Genomic DNA, 15,114 nt, shown 5'->3' with positions numbered 1-15,114 from the left:
TGGCTTGGGTGAGGTTGTGGGGTCAGGCAACTCGGGTCACGTTACGGCCGGCCTGGGCGAACAGGCCGGGTTCGATCTCGGCCAGGATGCTTTTGAGTTTCGAGCGCATGCTTTCTTCGGTGCGAAGCCGAGATCGAGGCTCTCGCACAGGTCGCGGGCCCGCATGGGCCACGCCACCTCGGCGAAGACGGCGAGCTCACTACGACCTGCTCGCGCTCGCCCCCGATTACCGCATCGAGTGCTTCGGCACGAAACTCGGCGACCTGCGCGTCACCATCGCCAACCGCTTCGAAGACGGGAAATTCGACGGCGAGTTCGCCGACTGGGCCACTGCCCTTACTCTGCCGAAATCGTCTCCGAGTACAACTCCGTAGCCGCATCTCACTGCGCAGCGACGGGCGGCGCACCTGCCACGCTCTCCCGTGCCCAACCGCGTCGGCGGACAGCGGCGAGGTCCGCAAAAGAAAAGAACGGTGTAACTCCTGATCAAGGAAGATGCACCGATGACCAGCAACAACACGAGTGAGCCCGAGACCGTCGAGTCGGCCGAGCCACAGCGGTCCACGTCCGTGGACCAGCAGTTGATCGAGGAGCCGGTGGGCCGGGCCCAGGCCGAGGGGCTGCAGCTGACCGGTGAGGGCGGACTGTTGCAGCAGCTGATCAAGCGACTGCTGGAGTCCGCTCTTGAGGGCGAGATCACCGCAGGCACAGCAACATCCTTCCAGGCCGCCCACGGGCAAGCCAGATCAGATGTCACCACACCGTGCAGCAGTCCCCAATCGCAGGGCGAACGCCCGCTGCCGGCCGCGGTGGGCGTGGACCGAGTCGCTCGGGGAGGACGTGTCGGCCTTGATGACTTTGACGCCGCCCCAATAGCCCTCGTACTGAGGTTTTCTCAATGAAAGTCATCGCCAGACGTTGTTGAGGACGAGGGCGGCTTTGGCGATGGCGCCGACGGCCGGGGCTGAGGGTGATGTGCTTGAGGGTGCGCCAGCGTTCGTTGAACTCGGCTGCGGCCCGTTCGCCGAGGGCCCGCACTCCGCGCAGGAGCATGTTGTAGGTGCGGTTGTCGGGATGAAGCCGCAGGTAGGAGCCGTCGCGGAGCTTCTTGAACGGGTGTGCCAATGCCAGCACCCTGGTAACCCGCGTCCGCCAAGATGGGAAGTCCGTCGGCGGCCGCCTTGTACAGGGCCGACAGGCAGTGAGCGCGGGCAGCGGTGATGTCCGGCACCGAGCCCGGCTCGGCATCCGACACCCCTAACGGAGTGCCGTCCGGGGCAGGCAGGAACTGCACGTTCGCGCCGAACGCCTTGTGCTTCGCGGAGTACCAGGTGTCCACCTCCTTGCCCTCGGCGTTCAAGTGGGTGCCAGCGACGCGGTCGGACTCGATCAGCGTGCCGTCCAGGACCACATGCGTCATGCCCTCTCGGCGGCAGCGGTCCAGCACGTTGTGCAGGTTCGGGGCCTGACCGGCGAGGACGTCGATGCCTTCGTGCAGGTAGCGATAGCCGGTGGCCTGCGAGATGCCCGTTTCCCTGGCCAGGCAGTGCACGCACGCCCGGTCGCGGAACCAGCCCAGTATCAGCACTGCCTGACGGAACGGACCCGGCGCCCGGAACCCTTCGGTGCGGCGGTCTGGCGCCGGTGACCGGCCAGCAAGCGGGCGACGAGCTCAACGTCATGACGAGGGGCATCGAGCATGGCAGCGTAGGTGACTAATGTGAAGCCTCTGGTTCAATGGACGTGACCTTCGCAGGCCCGTTCTACCAAGGGCTTCACGCCTGTCCAGAGCCGCCCCACGCCCCAGCGGCGGCTAGATCATTTCGTTGAGGAAACCTTACTGTCATCTTGGTGACGCCTGCCTGTGAGCGCCGCCTGGCACGAACACCGACTGGCGTCGGGTCAGGCGGTAGTAGGCGTTCTGGAACTACGGTTGGCGGACGCTCGCGCGGCGGCGGGATCATCGGTTGCGATGGGAGAGTGGGCTACGCCCGCCCCAGGACGGACTGCAGCATCGTCAGCAACACCTCGCCGCCGGCGGCGAGCTGTGCGTTCGCCTCGTCGGCACCGGCGTTCAGGATGTCGACGGTGTTTTTCAGACCGTCGAAGGCGCCGACGAGAACGGTGGCGAGCAGGGTCGGGTCGATCCCGACCGTTGCGTCCGCCGCGCGCTGGGCGCCGCGGATGAGGTCGGCGACGTCGTCGATCCAGGTCCGGGTCAGCTGGGCTGCCAGCGGGCGGGTTTCGGGAACGTCCGCCAGGTCCTGGATCAACCGGGCGATGACCCAGGCGTCCGGGTCGTCGCGGTGCAGGTCGAGCATCGTCGGGAGCAGTGCTTCGAGCCGATCGACCCCTTCCGGTGTCGCGGCCAGTCTCGTGCGGACGAGGTCGAGCCACTGTGCGTGCTTGGCGGACAGAACCGCGATCGCGAGCGCTTCCTTGCTCTCGAAGTGGAAGTAGACCGAGCCCTTGGTGAGTCCACTCTCCATGACGACGTCCGCCATCCGGGCACGGTCGTAGCCGAGTCGCGCGAACACTCCCGCGGCTGCCTCCAGGATGCGGTCGCGGGAGGCGGCTCCATGGGCGGTGGGTCCCGGCGGGCGGCCGACTTGCCTCGCAGGGGCACTGTTCCTGATCGCGCTTGCCATGGTCAGCATGATACTGGTAATTAAATAGACCAGCACGCAGGTTTAATTAAGGAGGCTTGGCGATGTTCATCGACGATTTCGCTCGCGCGGCCGAGGCTGCTGTCAATCACCACAGCATCGACGAAGTGACCGCCCTCTGGCGTGAACCGGCCCGGTACGACTCGCCCCTGACCGGTCCCCAGGAGGGGATCGATGCGCTCGCCGCCCGCGAGTCGGCGCTCTTCGCGGGCTTCAGCGACCTGAGGGCGAGCATCCGTCCGCTGGGCCAGGACGGCCTCACCGGCTCGATGCTGGTCCGCTTCGAAGGCACACACGACGGCGAGTACGGGGCGTTCGCGGCCACCGGCAACTCGATCGTCATAGAGATGGCGGCCGTCATCACCTTCGATTCGGAGGGCTACGTAGTCGAGGAGCGGCTCTTCGCGGACAGTGCGACCGTGGTCGGCCAACTCACGCACCACTCCGCGTCCCACGACTGATCGACCGGCGAGCCACGACGCTGCCCCTACCTGCCAGCAAAATCGAGCGGCTGCCCGGGCGGGCAGGGTGGCGATCCGCCACCGGACAGTCCCTGAGCATCGCCTTCTATTGTTGTGGCATGTTGGTTGAGCTGTCGGGCGGGAAGGGCTCGGCAGCCTGAGGACGTGCTGGAGTGAGCGGCTTGTGGTATCCGTTATGCGGTTTTGTTGATGGCTGGGTGTCGTGCCGCCGGGGCCGAGCGTCTGCCTGGTGGGAGGCCTGAGGCTTTCGGTGGCCTGGCCGGGCTTCCGATATGAGCGAGGAGGCGGCCGGGTCCTTGCGGCTCCGGCCGGAGGTGTGTTCCTCGGGCGGCAGCGGGGGCCGCCAGGCCGGCCGGTGATTGTCGACCAGTGGCCGGGCCAGGCGGAGTTGGGTGTGGGCGGCGATGACGAGCCGGGTCCAGCGGCCAGCCTGGCACTCACACCATGCACCACAGGCCGGCCACGGCGACAGATCGTGGCAGAAACTCGCCCATCACCCCACGGCTGCAGGCCGGTGGCGCAGCGCCTCCCCGGACCGTGCGCCGTACCAGCACCCGTCCGCGGGACGGCTGACCGGCCGCCACCGACCGGCACTTCGGCAGCGACCGGCTTACTGCTCCGCCGCACCTGATCCGCAGCAGCCGATGACCAAGGGGCCACCGGGAGAGAGTCGCCGTCTCAAACGAGCTGGCGCTCAGGCAGTTGCATGATCGAGCGGATGGGGCCGGACCGATGTCCGCTCGATCACCGGCATGGGAATCAGGCGGCTGCCGGACGGTGCGCTGGGGGAGAGGAGGATTTCGACGGAGGCACGGCCCATGGCCTCGTGTGGCAGTCCGACGGTCGTGAGGCCGGGCCGGAGGTAGGAGGCGAGTTCGTCGTTGTCGAATGAGACCACGGAGATGTCTTTCGGGACGGTCAGACCGTGATCGGCCAGGGCCTGGTACGCGCCGAACGCGAGGCGGTCGTTCATGCACAGCAGGGCTCGGATGTCGCGCCGGCGTTCGAGGAGGGCGTGGGTGACGTCGTAGCCGTGGTGCGGCTCCCAGTCCCAGCACGACTCCTCGGTGGCGAACTGCAGGCATTGTCTGGCCATCTCCGCGCGGATGCCGGAAATCCGCTGCTCGACGGTGGTGGACCGGAAGAGCCCCTTCTCGGCTTCCGCGTTGTGCCCGATGAGGGCAATTCCTTCACGGTGGCCGGCGGCAGCGAGAAGCCTGACTGCTGAGGCACCTCCGGCGAGTTCGTCGGGAAGTACGGAAACGGGGTGCTTCTTGTTCGTGGCGTTGAGCATGACGACGCGCGTGGTCGACGGGATCTCGGGCACGAACAGTTCCCGGGCGCGCATGACGGCGAAGATGATTCCGTCCACCTGACGGTCAAGTACAGCGCCAATCGCCTCCGACTCACGTGCTGGGTCGCCACCGGTCTCCAGTACGAGCATGACATGCCCTGCCCGCTGCGCGGCGTCCAGTGCTCCTCGGATCAGGCCGCTCGCGAAGCGGGTGGTGGCGACGACGTCGGAGATGAACCCGATGGTGAGGGTCTTGTCGGTTCGCAGGCTGCGCGCCGCGACGTTTGGCCGGTATCCGAGTTCGGTGGCCGCCTCGTGGACCCGGGCATGCGCGTCGGCGGAGAGCCGGGAGTCGGGCCTGCCGTTGAGGATCATCGACGCGGCGGTCGGGGATAGCCCGGCACGGCGGGCGACATCGGCGAGCGTGACGCGCTTGGGCGGCATGACTTCCTCTCGTGCGGCGCGACGGGACGGCGTGCGTGCCGGCCCCAAGACAATCACAACGCCCTGACCCCTGACTCCTTGACAGGGGGCATCCGGCATCCCAATATGAGCAGCGCTAAATGCTTTTAGCAGACAGTTTAGCCCGTTTGTCGGGGGTCTCGAACCCCGCCATCGGCGGCACCCGCTTGTGGTGCGCAGGAGCATCTTCCACGGAGCACGCTCAGACAACGGAGTCTTTTACATGGCACACAAGTCGAACCGCCCCGGTGAGGGACGCAGAGTCGCATCGCTCAGGAGCTGGAGGCCGGCCGTCACGGCCGCGGTCGCCGTGAGCGGGCTTGTCCTGGCCGGGTGTGCGCCGGGATCCCCGGATGCGAGCCCGACCGCATCGGGCAAGGTGAGCCTGAAGCTCCCGTCCGACAAGATCACGATCAAGATCCAGGACGAAGCGGGCTTCCCCGTCACCGACAACCTGGCCGACGAATTCACCAAGCAGCACCCGAACGTCACCTTCAAGGTCGTCCGGGACAGCTTCGCCAACCTCACCGCGAACGCGCCACGCCTCCTGGCCAGCGCCGACGCGCCCGACCTCATCCGGCTTCCCACCATGGGGGACACCGTCAAGGACGGGCTCCTGACCAACCTCGACCCGTATTTCAAGGGCTACAGGTGGGACAAGTTCTCCGCCGGCCAGCTGGCCGCGTCCCGGATGAGCGCCGAGGGAGTCAGGGGCGAGGGCTCCCTGTACCAGATGGGCCTGGGCTACAGCGTCACGGGCATCTACGTGAACCAGAAGTACGCCAAGCAGCTGGGGCTCTCCGGCGCGCCATCGACCATCGCGGAGCTGGAGCGGTGGATGGCCAAGGCCAAGGCGGCCAAGATCCTTCCTGTGCAGATCGGAATGCAGGATGGCGTGGGCACGTTCGCGCTCCAGTCGCTGATCAACCAGTACGGGGACAAGGCGGGCCTGGTGAACTGGATGTTCAACAAGCCCGGTGCCACCTTCGATACCGAGGCCAGCCTCAAGGGCGCCACGACCTTCAAGAAGTGGGCCGACGCGGGGTACTTCCCCTCCGACGTGAACGCGATCAACTACACGACGATGGTGTCCAACTTCCAGGCGGGCAAGGGTCTGTTGATGTTCGACGGAAACTGGGACGCCGCGAAGACCGACAAGGCGATGGGGGAAGGCGCGGCCCGGTTCGTCCTGGCGCCTCCGGCTACCGCCGGTGGTGCGCACGTGGCGATGGGCGCCGCGAACTCCTTTGCCATACCGGCCAAAGCGAAGCATGCCGACGCGGCGGCGTTCTTCCTGGACTGGATCCACACCGACCCCAAGGCCCGTCAGATCGTGGTCGACGTCACGGGCGCATCCCCGGGTGGAGATCCCTCGCAGAAGCTGCCCAAGGTGAAGGACGGTTCGCTGATCGCGCAGGCCCTCGCGGCGTCGGCGAAGGTCGGATCCGATGACGGGTTCGTCGACTTCATGGCCAACACCACGGCGGGCATCTACGCGGGCGCCTTCCAGCCGGATGAGCAGAAGCTGCTGACCCGGCGCATGGAACCCAAGGCTTTCGTGGCGGCGATCCAGGAGTACTACGCCAAGGAGCTGGCGGGCTGATGGTCAACGATGTCCGTAAGCATGAGGACCCGAAGCCGACCGCGGCACTGCGGCGACCCGACGCGGGCGCTCATGCTGCGGGCGTCGGAAGGTCCTCCGGTCGGGCCGGCCGGCCCTCCGTACGAAGGGCGGCCCCCCACCAGAGCGTCATCGGCTGGCTCTTCGTTTTGCCGGCACTGGCGTTCTTCTGCGTCTTCGTGGTCTACCCGTTGATCACGGCCGTGCAGTACTCGTTCTACCGCTGGAACGGCATCGGCGCGTCGACCTGGGTCGGCGTCGACAACTACGTCCGGGTCTTCACCGATCCGGAGCTGTTGATCTCGATCGTCAACGCGCTGGTCCTCATCGTCTTCTTCACGGTGATCCCGGTTGCCAGCGGCCTGGCCCTGGCGACCTTGATCCGCACGATGCGGCCCGGTCCCTTCGCCACGTTCGCCCGCACGGTGCTGTTCCTTCCACAGATCATCCCGCTGGTGGCCGCCGGTATCGCCTGGTCATGGATGTACGCACAGACCGGCACGATCAACACCATGCTCGACTCTGTCGGCCTGGGCCTCCTCTCGCGGTCCTGGCTGGCGGGCTTCGGGACCGCTCTGCCCGCCGTCGGCCTCATCGGCTCCTGGGTACTGACCGGCCTGTGCACCATCCTGCTGCTCACCGGCATCGGAAAGATCGACGCCTCCCTCTACGAGGCGGCACGGCTCGACGGGGCGGGCTGGTGGCGAGAATTCGCGACGGTCACCCTTCCCGGGCTGCGGCAGGAGATCGTGGTGCTGGTCACCATCACTGTCATCGCCGCGCTGAGCAGCTTCGACATCATCTACACCACCACCAAGGGCGGCCCGGGAACCAGCACGCTCGTCCCCGGCATCTCGATCTTCCGGCTCGCCTTCACCCAGAGCGAAGTCGGCCTGGCGTCCGCCTTCGGCATCATCCTCCTCGCACTCGTCCTCCTGGCAGTGCTGCCCATTCAACTGCTGGGAAGGGAACGAGACTGATGGTCGTCAACAAGACGGAAGCAATCATCGGACGCGTCGTCCTCGTCCTCGTGCTGATCCTCACTCTGCTGCCGCTCGCCGGGATGCTCTCCGGAGCCCTGCAGCCCGCGGATCGCATCCCTGACGGGTTCTCCTGGCCCAGCGATCCCCAGTGGGGCAACTTCGTCGTCGCCTTCCAGACCGCGCACGTCTGGGAACTCCTCGGCTCCAGCACCCTGATCATCCTTGGCGTCGTACCGCTCAGCCTGCTCCTGTCGACGCTGGCCGGCTACGCCCTGGGCAACCTGCGCATTCCCGGCGGAAGATTCGTGTTCGTCCTGCTCCTGCTGGGACTGACCATTCCCTTCGAAGCGATCATTATCCCGATCTACTACGAGATCAGCGCCATGGGACTGCTCAACACCCAGTGGGCGATCATCCTTCCGCTGATCGGGCTCTACATGCCCTTCGGCGTCGTCTGGATGCGTGCGCACTTCGTCGGCGTCCCCACCGAACTCTCCGAAGCGGCCCGGATCGACGGGGCGAGCACCTTCCAGGAGATCCGCCGCATCCAGATTCCACTGGCCATGCCCGCCCTCTCCGCCCTGGCCATCCTGCTGTTCCTATGGACCTGGAACCAGTTCCTCCTTCCCCTGGTCCTGGTCGACGATCCCGACAAACGCACCATGGCCGGGGCCCTGGGAGCGTTCCAGGGGCAATACCTCAACCAGCTCCCCCTGCTGTTCGCGGGCGCGCTGATCATCATGCTGCCGACGATCGTGATCTACGTCATCTTCCAGCGCCAGTTCATCAAGGCGCTTCTCCAGGGCGCGGTCAAAGGCTGAAGCGCACCTCCTCCATCCCCCTCATCGGTCCGGCCTGCTCACGACGACAGCCGCAGCCACAAGGACAATGCATGACATTTCGCCTCGACCACGCCTGGGTGTGGGACTTCTGGTTCGCCGATGACGGCGACACCTTCCACCTGTTCTACCTCCACGCACCCAAGAACCTGGGCGACCCGGAGCTGCGCCATCGCAACGCCCGGATCGGGCACGCCATCTCCGTAGACCTGGTCGACTGGCAGGACCACGGACCGGTCTTCGGCCCTGGACAACCCGGCACTTTCGACGAGACCGCCACGTGGACGGGCAGCGTGCTCCGCGGACCCGACGGCGTCTGGCGGATGTTCTACACCGGAGCCCGCTTCCTCGACGCCGGGGGCAACGTCGAAACCATCGGCGTGGCCACCTCCCCGGACTTGCACACCTGGACGAAACAGCCCGGGCCGCTCATCGAGGCGGACGGGCGCTGGTACGAGAGGCTGGGAGACTCCAGCTGGCCGGAGGAGGCATGGCGCGATCCCTGGGTCTTCCCGGACCCGGCCGGTGACGGCTGGCACATGCTCATCACGGCCCGGGCCAACCATGGTGCTGACGACGACCGGGGCGTGATCGGGCACGCGACATCACCGGATCTTCAGGCATGGACCGTCCGGCCACCGCTCAGCCGCGTGGGCGCCGGCTTCGCCCACCTGGAGGTCCCCCAGATCGCGACCGTCGAGGGCGAGTCCGTGCTGCTGTTGTCCTGCGACACTCCACGGCTTTCCGCCGCACGGCGCAGAGCCGGCCAGGTCGGAGGTGTCTGGAGCGTTCCAGCCGCTGCGGTCCTGGGCCCGTACCCGGTGGAGGACGCCACGTTGGTCGTCAAGGAAACCTTCTACAGCGGGCGCCTCATCGAAGACCGGACCGGCAGAACCGTGATGCTCGCCTTCGACAACTCCACTGTCGACGACAGGTTCGCGGGCTCGATATCCGACCCCATCCACGTGAGCTGGTCAGCGGAGCGGCACGGCATCGTCCCCTTGGCCCTCCAGAGCAAAGGCACCCCGGAATGAGCACCCGCATCGAGGGCAGCACCGCCCCAGGCTTCGCGTCCCTCGCGGAAGCCTTCTCCACCGCTTTCACCGGCCATGACGCCATGGGCGCGGCACTTTGTGTCCGGGTGGCCGGCGAGACAGTCGTTGACCTGTGGGGCGGGATTGCCGACCCGCGCGACCGCTCGCCCTGGACGAAGGACACCACCAGCGTCATCTTCTCCTGCACCAAGGGCCTTGTCTCCATCCTCGCGGCGCGTCTCGTGCAGGACGGACTCCTCGACTACCGGACTCCCGTCGCAACCTACTGGCCCGAGTTCGCCGCCGAAGGGAAAGAAAAGATCACGGTCGCCGATCTTCTCGCCCACCGGTCCGGGCTCTCGGCGCCACGCGATCTCCTGAACGTCGAGGACGTCATCGACTGGGATGGCGTCACGGGTCGCCTGGCAGCTCAGCAACCACTGTGGACCACAGGCCAGGGGTACGCGTATCACGCCCTCACCCACGGCTGGCTCGCCGGTGAGGTCATCCGCCGGATTACCGGCAAAACGGTCGGCCAGTACTTCGACGAGCTCATCGCCGCACCGCTGCAGGCCGACGCGTGGATCGGCATCCCCCGCGGGGCGCGGCACCAGGTCGCCCATCTGCGGGCCGGAACGAGCCTCACCGCGCTCGTTGCTCAACAGGCAGCGGCGCGCGTTGCCGGCGAGATCGACTGGCCCGAGCGGGCCATGACCCTCGGAAACGCGTTCCCGCCGGAACTCGTCGACGCCACCGGCGGCTTCAACGACCCCCGTATCCAAGCGGCGGAGCTGCCGGGAGCGGGCGGCATCGCATCGGCCCGGGCGCTGGCCTCGATCTGGTCATCCACCGTGGTGGAGACAAACGGAGTGCGGCTGCTGGATGCCGGCACGGTCACTGACGCCACGCGACCGCAGACCGAAGGCACCCCGATATTCGGCGGACAACCCCCCTTCGCGCGGTGGGGCATGGGATTCCAGCTTCCCTCCCTCGCCCGCGAATTCCTCGGGCCCGCCTCCTTCGGACACGACGGCGCCGGGGGGCAGGTCGCCTTTGCCGACACGACACACCAGGTCGGATTCGCGTTCCTGACCAACCTCATGGAAGCGGGGCCCGACCACCGCGCCACCGCGATCGTGGACGAACTCCGCCGCATCCTCCGCAACTAACGCCGGGGTGGGGGCTGGGGCCTGGCCCAGGGGTGTTGCGGTTTCGTCGAGACGGGGCAATTGCCCGGGGTGCGTTGCCGGTGCGCAGTTGCGAGGCACGGGAAACGTGGTGCGACCACACCATCCCCGACCCGTCCAGCTGCTTCACCCGCCCCGGATCGAGATGCCCCGACTTGTGGCGGGAACCTCCGCTGGTCCGCGGGCCATGTCCCGAGCGGAAATCCGGTCTGGCCCAGTCATCGGGGATGACGTAGCCCTACGGCATCCGCAGCGGCTCCGCGCCGTGTCTTTCACCGACCGGGGTGGCGGCCTGGAGACCGCGGCCGGTGGGGTGGCGGCGGGATGGTGGCCGTGCTGGGTGCGGTCTCCGGCCAGACCAGCAGGACGGGGCAGGGGGCGTGGTCGACGATGAAGCGGCTGGTGGGGCCGAGGCTGCGGGGGCCGAGGCGGGTGCGGTCGCCGTCGCGGGCGAGGATGAGGAGGTCGGCGCCTTCTGCGGCGGTCACGACTTCTCGTTCTACGCGCCCCGAGCGTTCTTGCCGGGTGCACGGGCGTCCCAGCCGCTCGGCCGCGCTGGTCAGAAGCTGCTCGGCAGAGTCGGAGGCGAGGTGCTCGATCCGTGTGCCGGGGTCGCGGTCGGGGCGTGCGCGGCCCAGCAGTCCGGCGTAGGCGCCGTGGGCGGCGCCCGGCACCTCGTGGCCGGTGACATGGAGCAGCACCAGGTCGGCGTCCGCAGGCGCGTAGGTGCGCGCGGCGTCGACGCAGGTGGGCCAGGTGCCCTCGACGATCCAGACGATGACGGTCACGGTGTTCAGCCTCCGATCGTTTGGAGTGAGACCCACAGTGCCACGACCGAGAGCAGCAGGACGGTGGGAACGGTGAGCAGGCCGAGCCGGGTGAACTCGCTCAGTTCCACGTCGGTGTCGTGTTCGCGCACGATGCGCCGCCACAGCAGGGTGGCCAGGGAGCCGGCGTAGGTGAGGTTCGGGCCGATGTTGACCCCGAGGAGGACGGCCAGGACAGCGCCCGGGCCGGTGGGGGCGGTCAGTGGAAGCAGGACCAGGACGGCGGGCAGGTTGTTGATGACGTTCGCCAGTACGGCCGCCAGTGCCGCGAGGGCGAGGAGGGCCGGGAGCTCGGTGCTGCCGGGCACCAGGTGGCCCAGTACATCCGCAAGGCCGTTGTCGACCACCGCTCGGACCACGACGCCCAGGGCCAGGACGAAGGCGCAGAACGGCAGGGCCGCGGCCCGGACGATCGCCGTGGGGGTGGTGCGGTGCCGGCCCAGGGCGCGGGCCGCCAGAACGGCCGCGCCTGCGGCCGCCGCCCAGGCCGGGTTGATGCCGAGCGCCGAGGTCAGGACAAAGCCCGCCAGGGTGCCCGCCACCGTGAGCAGGGCGAACAGAGGAAGTTCGCGGGGTTCGTCGGCGGGCGGGGCCTCGGCGCCCGCGTCCAGGTCAGTGGCGAAGAATCGGCGGATCACCACGTACTCGGCACCGATGGCCACCAGCCAGGGCAGGAACATCAACGCGGCGAAGCGGGTGAAGCTCAGGCCGCTGGCGGCGAACGCCAGCAGGTTGGTCAGGTTGGAGACCGGCAGCAGCAGCGAGGCTGTGTTCGACAGGTGGGTGCAGGCATAGACGTGCGGCTTCGCGCGGGCGCCCAGCCGGGCGGCGGTGGCGAACACCACCGGAGTCAGCAGCACCACCGTGGCGTCCAGGCTGAGCACCGCGGTGATCAGCGCTGCGATCACGAACACGAGGACCAGCAGCCGGCGAGGCAGGCCCGCCGCCCGGCGGGCCATCCAGGCGCCGCAGGCGTGGAAGAGCCCCTCGTCGTCGCACAGCTGGGCCAGGACCAGGACGGCCGCGAGGAAGCCGATCACCGGGCCCAGCCGGGCTGCCTCGGCCGCCGCGTGGCCGAGCGGGATCGCGCCGGTGGCGATGACTAACCCGGCAGCGGGGACAGCCACGACCGCCTCCGGCCAGCCCCACGGCCGGATCACCGCGCAGGCCAGCACCGCCAGGAGCAGGGCGACAGAGAGTGCTTCTGCGAGTGCGGAGTTCAGCGTCTGAGCCTTTCCGGGACGGAATCCTGGCACAGCGGAACGACCGTACCGGGGCTGGCCGTGGCGCGTGTCGAGCACGCCGAGGCTTTGGGAAACATCAGTCTCGGCGTCGCTTGAATTCTGACCCTCTGACGGCGGATCAAAAGTGACCCACTTGGTGATCTTCGCCTGAACCTGATCTTGATGGAAGGTCAGGAGGGAGAGGGTGATCCTCGTGGAGGACTGGGCAGAGATCCGTAGGCTGCACCGGGCTGAGCAGATGCCGATCCGGGCAATCGCGCGGCATCTGGGCATCTCGAAGAACACGGTCAAGCGTGCCCTGGCCACGGACCGGCCGCCGAAGTACGAGCGCCCGTCTCAGGGGTCGGTCGTGGACGCGGTCGAGGTCCAGATCCGTGAGCTTTTGCGGGAGACTCCGACGATGCCGGCCACCGTGATTGCCGAGCGGATCGGGTGGGAACGCGGGATGACGGTCCTCAAGGACCGGGTGCGGGACCTGCGGCCTGCCTATGTGCCAGTCGATCCGGTCTCGCGCACGACGTATCGGCCCGGCGAGCTGGCCCAGTGCGACCTGTGGTTTCCCGAGGCGGACATCCCGCTCGGCTACGGCCAGAGCGGACGGCCGCCGGTGCTGGTGATGGTGTCCGGCTACTCCCGGGTGATCGTCGCGCGGATGCTGCCCTCGCGCACGACCGGCGATCTGATCGATGGGCACTGGCGGCTGCTCTCGGCCTGGGGCGCGGTGCCCAAGACGCTCGTCTGGGACAACGAATCCGGGGTCGGTCGCGGGAAGCTCACCGCCGAGTTCGCCGCGTTCGCGGGCCTGCTCGCCACGAAGATCCATCTGTGCCGGCCCCGTGATCCAGAAGCGAAAGGGCTGGTCGAGCGGGCAAACGGCTATCTGGAGACGAGTTTCCTTCCCGGCCGCACCTTCAGTGGCCCCGGCGACTTCAACACCCAGCTGACCGCCTGGCTGGCCATCGCCAACCGGCGTGTCCACCGCACTCTGCAGACCCGCCCTGTCGAGCGGTGGGAGGCCGACCGGGCCGGAATGCTCGCCCTGCCGCCCGTCGATCCGCCCGCCTGGTGGCGGCTGCAGACACGGATCGGCCGTGACCACTACGTCCGCGTCGACACGTGCGACTACTCCGTGCACCCCGCCGCGATCGGACGCACCGTCACCGTGCTGTGTGACAACGACGAGATCACCGTCCTCGCCCCCAGCGGCGAGATCGTCGCCCAGCACCCGCGCTGCTGGGCCCGTCACCAGACCATCACCGACCCCGACCACGCTGCCGCGGGCAAGGTGATGCGAGGTGAGGTGCACCACCAGCAGGCCGCCCGCGCCAATGCCGCCCGAACAGCCCAGAGGGGCCCAGGCCCGCGCATCGAGGTCGAGCAACGCGAACTGGGCACCTATGACCGGCTGTTCACGGTCATCGAAGGCGGCAAGGGCAGGGAGGCCGGCTGATGCCCCGCACCACCGCCGTCCTCGACGACGCCACCGAGGAAGCCACCGCCACCACATCGGCCACCGGCCGCAGGACCGGCTCCCAGACCGCAGCGGACCTCGCCTTCCTCGCGCGGGCGATGAAGGCTCCGGCCTTGCTGGATGCCGCTGACCGTCTCGCCGAGCGGGCCCACAAGGAGTCCTGGACCCATGCCGAGTACCTGGTCGCCTGCCTGCAGCGTGAAGTGTCCGCCCGTGAGTCCCACGGCGGTGAAGCACGGGTGCGGTCCGCCCGCTTCCCCGCGATCAAGACCATCGAGGAGCTGGACGTCACCCACCTGCGCGGGATGACGCGCCAACAGCTCGCACATCTGGGAACGCTGGACTTCATCGCCGGGAAAGAGAACGCCGTTTTCCTGGGACCGCCGGGCACCGGGAAGACACACCTGGCGATCGGGCTCGCGGTCCGCGCCTGCCAGGCCGGACACCGCGTCGCGTTCGCCACCGCCGCCGAATGGGTTGACCGCCTGGCCGCCGCCCACCACACCGGCCACCTCCAGGCCGAGCTCACCAAGCTCAGCCGCTACCCGCTGATCGTGGTGGACGAGGTCGGCTACATCCCCTTCGAAGCCGAAGCCGCGAACCTGTTCTTCCAGCTGATCTCGAACAGATACGAACGCGCGTCCGTGATCGTCACCAGCAACAAACCCTTCGGACGCTGGGGAGAAGTCTTCGGAGACGAGACCGTGGCCGCCGCCATGATCGACCGCCTCGTCCACCACGCCGAGGTCCACTCCCTCAAGGGCGACTCGTTCCGCATGCGAGGACGTGAACTGGGACGGGTCCCCAGCGCCACCACCGACAACGACTGAACCAACCAAACCGAAGACACCTGGGTCAGATTTCAACCGGCCAGAGTGGGTCCAAGTTCAGCCGCCGCCGACAATCAGAGTAAAAGTACGCCGTCAGCCCTCGGGCACCTGATGCCGTCCGCATACCGGCGGGGCTTCCGCCCGGACGCCTCTGGGCCGGTCAGGAGGCATCCA

At 67.9% G+C, this 15,114-nt stretch carries 13 protein-coding genes and 1 pseudogene; 9 read left to right on the top strand and 5 right to left on the bottom strand.

Annotation, left to right across the window (positions count from 1 at the left end; genetic code table 11):
* Positions 1 to 503: 503 nt before the first annotated feature.
* A pseudogene (locus OG611_RS27535) lies at positions 504 to 701 on the top strand (hypothetical protein); the annotation flags it as partial.
* A gap of 194 nt (positions 702 to 895) precedes the next feature.
* On the opposite strand, the gene OG611_RS27530 reads toward OG611_RS27535, so the two are convergent.
* Positions 896 to 1,588, bottom strand: coding sequence for a transposase family protein (locus tag OG611_RS27530; RefSeq protein ID WP_266425142.1), 693 nt, complete (start codon positions 1,586 to 1,588; stop codon positions 896 to 898).
* Between the two features lie 397 nt (positions 1,589 to 1,985).
* On the bottom strand, positions 1,986 to 2,648 hold the full coding sequence (locus OG611_RS27525; protein ID WP_266425139.1) for a TetR/AcrR family transcriptional regulator: 663 nt from the start codon (positions 2,646 to 2,648) through the stop codon (positions 1,986 to 1,988).
* A 62-nt stretch (positions 2,649 to 2,710) separates the two neighbouring features.
* Between OG611_RS27525 and OG611_RS27520 the strand changes: the two genes are divergently transcribed.
* On the top strand, positions 2,711 to 3,127 hold the full coding sequence (locus OG611_RS27520; protein WP_266425136.1) for an ester cyclase: 417 nt from the start codon (positions 2,711 to 2,713) through the stop codon (positions 3,125 to 3,127).
* 715 nt (positions 3,128 to 3,842) lie between these two features.
* Here OG611_RS27520 and OG611_RS27515 read toward each other — a convergent pair.
* The gene (locus tag OG611_RS27515; protein WP_266425134.1) at positions 3,843 to 4,886 is read right to left on the bottom strand and encodes a LacI family DNA-binding transcriptional regulator; all 1,044 of its coding nucleotides are present in this window, start codon (positions 4,884 to 4,886) and stop codon (positions 3,843 to 3,845) included.
* A 397-nt stretch (positions 4,887 to 5,283) separates the two neighbouring features.
* Here OG611_RS27515 and OG611_RS27510 point away from each other — a divergent pair, with 397 nt between their 5' ends.
* The 5 genes from OG611_RS27510 to OG611_RS27490 all read left to right on the top strand — a co-directional run bounded on the left by OG611_RS27510 (position 5,284) and on the right by OG611_RS27490 (position 10,550).
* Entirely contained in the window at positions 5,284 to 6,507 is a 1,224-nt protein-coding gene (locus tag OG611_RS27510) for an ABC transporter substrate-binding protein (protein ID WP_266425131.1), read from the top strand.
* Positions 6,507 to 7,505 carry a carbohydrate ABC transporter permease gene (locus OG611_RS27505; RefSeq protein ID WP_266425128.1) on the top strand — a complete coding sequence of 333 codons (999 nt, stop codon included), beginning with the start codon at positions 6,507 to 6,509 and terminating at the stop codon, positions 7,503 to 7,505. The genes OG611_RS27510 and OG611_RS27505 overlap by 1 nt, the downstream gene beginning before the upstream one ends.
* Positions 7,505 to 8,329 carry a carbohydrate ABC transporter permease gene (locus tag OG611_RS27500; RefSeq protein WP_266425126.1) on the top strand — a complete coding sequence of 275 codons (825 nt, stop codon included), beginning with the start codon at positions 7,505 to 7,507 and terminating at the stop codon, positions 8,327 to 8,329. The genes OG611_RS27505 and OG611_RS27500 overlap by 1 nt, the downstream gene beginning before the upstream one ends.
* Before the next feature lie 71 nt (positions 8,330 to 8,400).
* Positions 8,401 to 9,381 (top strand): glycosyl hydrolase family 32, encoded by a 981-nt coding sequence (locus OG611_RS27495; protein WP_266425123.1) that lies wholly within the window; start codon positions 8,401 to 8,403, stop codon positions 9,379 to 9,381.
* Complete coding sequence (locus OG611_RS27490) at positions 9,378 to 10,550, top strand: serine hydrolase (protein ID WP_266425120.1); 1,173 nt, start codon at positions 9,378 to 9,380, stop codon at positions 10,548 to 10,550. The genes OG611_RS27495 and OG611_RS27490 overlap by 4 nt, the downstream gene beginning before the upstream one ends.
* A gap of 290 nt (positions 10,551 to 10,840) precedes the next feature.
* On the opposite strand, the gene OG611_RS27485 is transcribed toward OG611_RS27490, so the two are convergent.
* Both OG611_RS27485 and OG611_RS27480 read right to left on the bottom strand, forming a co-directional pair.
* Complete coding sequence (locus OG611_RS27485; RefSeq protein ID WP_266425118.1) at positions 10,841 to 11,356, bottom strand: universal stress protein; 516 nt, start codon at positions 11,354 to 11,356, stop codon at positions 10,841 to 10,843.
* A gap of 5 nt (positions 11,357 to 11,361) precedes the next feature.
* Positions 11,362 to 12,618, bottom strand: coding sequence for an SLC13 family permease (locus tag OG611_RS27480; RefSeq protein WP_266426275.1), 1,257 nt, complete (start codon positions 12,616 to 12,618; stop codon positions 11,362 to 11,364).
* A 205-nt stretch (positions 12,619 to 12,823) separates the two neighbouring features.
* On the opposite strand from OG611_RS27480, the gene istA reads away from it, so the two are divergent.
* Together istA and istB are read left to right on the top strand one after the other, a co-directional pair.
* Positions 12,824 to 14,089, top strand: a complete 1,266-nt coding sequence (gene istA / locus OG611_RS27475; RefSeq protein ID WP_266425115.1) for an IS21 family transposase — start codon at positions 12,824 to 12,826, stop codon at positions 14,087 to 14,089.
* Complete coding sequence (gene istB / locus OG611_RS27470; protein WP_266425112.1) at positions 14,089 to 14,940, top strand: IS21-like element helper ATPase IstB; 852 nt, start codon at positions 14,089 to 14,091, stop codon at positions 14,938 to 14,940. The genes istA and istB overlap by 1 nt, the downstream gene beginning before the upstream one ends.
* Positions 14,941 to 15,114 lie beyond the last annotated feature (174 nt).

The organism is Streptomyces sp. NBC_01363 (assembly GCF_026340595.1).
GTDB lineage: Bacteria > Actinomycetota > Actinomycetes > Streptomycetales > Streptomycetaceae > Streptomyces.
This window is presented reverse-complemented; position numbering and strand designations above follow the sequence as displayed.

Excerpts from the sequence above, each read along its gene's own strand:
- OG611_RS27520 (WP_266425136.1), top strand. The coding sequence starts at position 2,711 with ATGTTCATCGACGATTTCGCTCGCGCGGCCGAGGCTGCTGTCAATCAC.
- OG611_RS27515 (WP_266425134.1), bottom strand. The coding sequence starts at position 4,886 with ATGCCGCCCAAGCGCGTCACGCTCGCCGATGTCGCCCGCCGTGCCGGG.
- OG611_RS27505 (WP_266425128.1), top strand. The coding sequence starts at position 6,507 with ATGGTCAACGATGTCCGTAAGCATGAGGACCCGAAGCCGACCGCGGCA.
- OG611_RS27500 (WP_266425126.1), top strand. The coding sequence starts at position 7,505 with ATGGTCGTCAACAAGACGGAAGCAATCATCGGACGCGTCGTCCTCGTC.
- OG611_RS27525 (WP_266425139.1), bottom strand. The coding sequence starts at position 2,648 with ATGGCAAGCGCGATCAGGAACAGTGCCCCTGCGAGGCAAGTCGGCCGC.
- istB (WP_266425112.1), top strand. The coding sequence starts at position 14,089 with ATGCCCCGCACCACCGCCGTCCTCGACGACGCCACCGAGGAAGCCACC.
- OG611_RS27490 (WP_266425120.1), top strand. The coding sequence starts at position 9,378 with ATGAGCACCCGCATCGAGGGCAGCACCGCCCCAGGCTTCGCGTCCCTC.
- OG611_RS27495 (WP_266425123.1), top strand. The coding sequence starts at position 8,401 with ATGACATTTCGCCTCGACCACGCCTGGGTGTGGGACTTCTGGTTCGCC.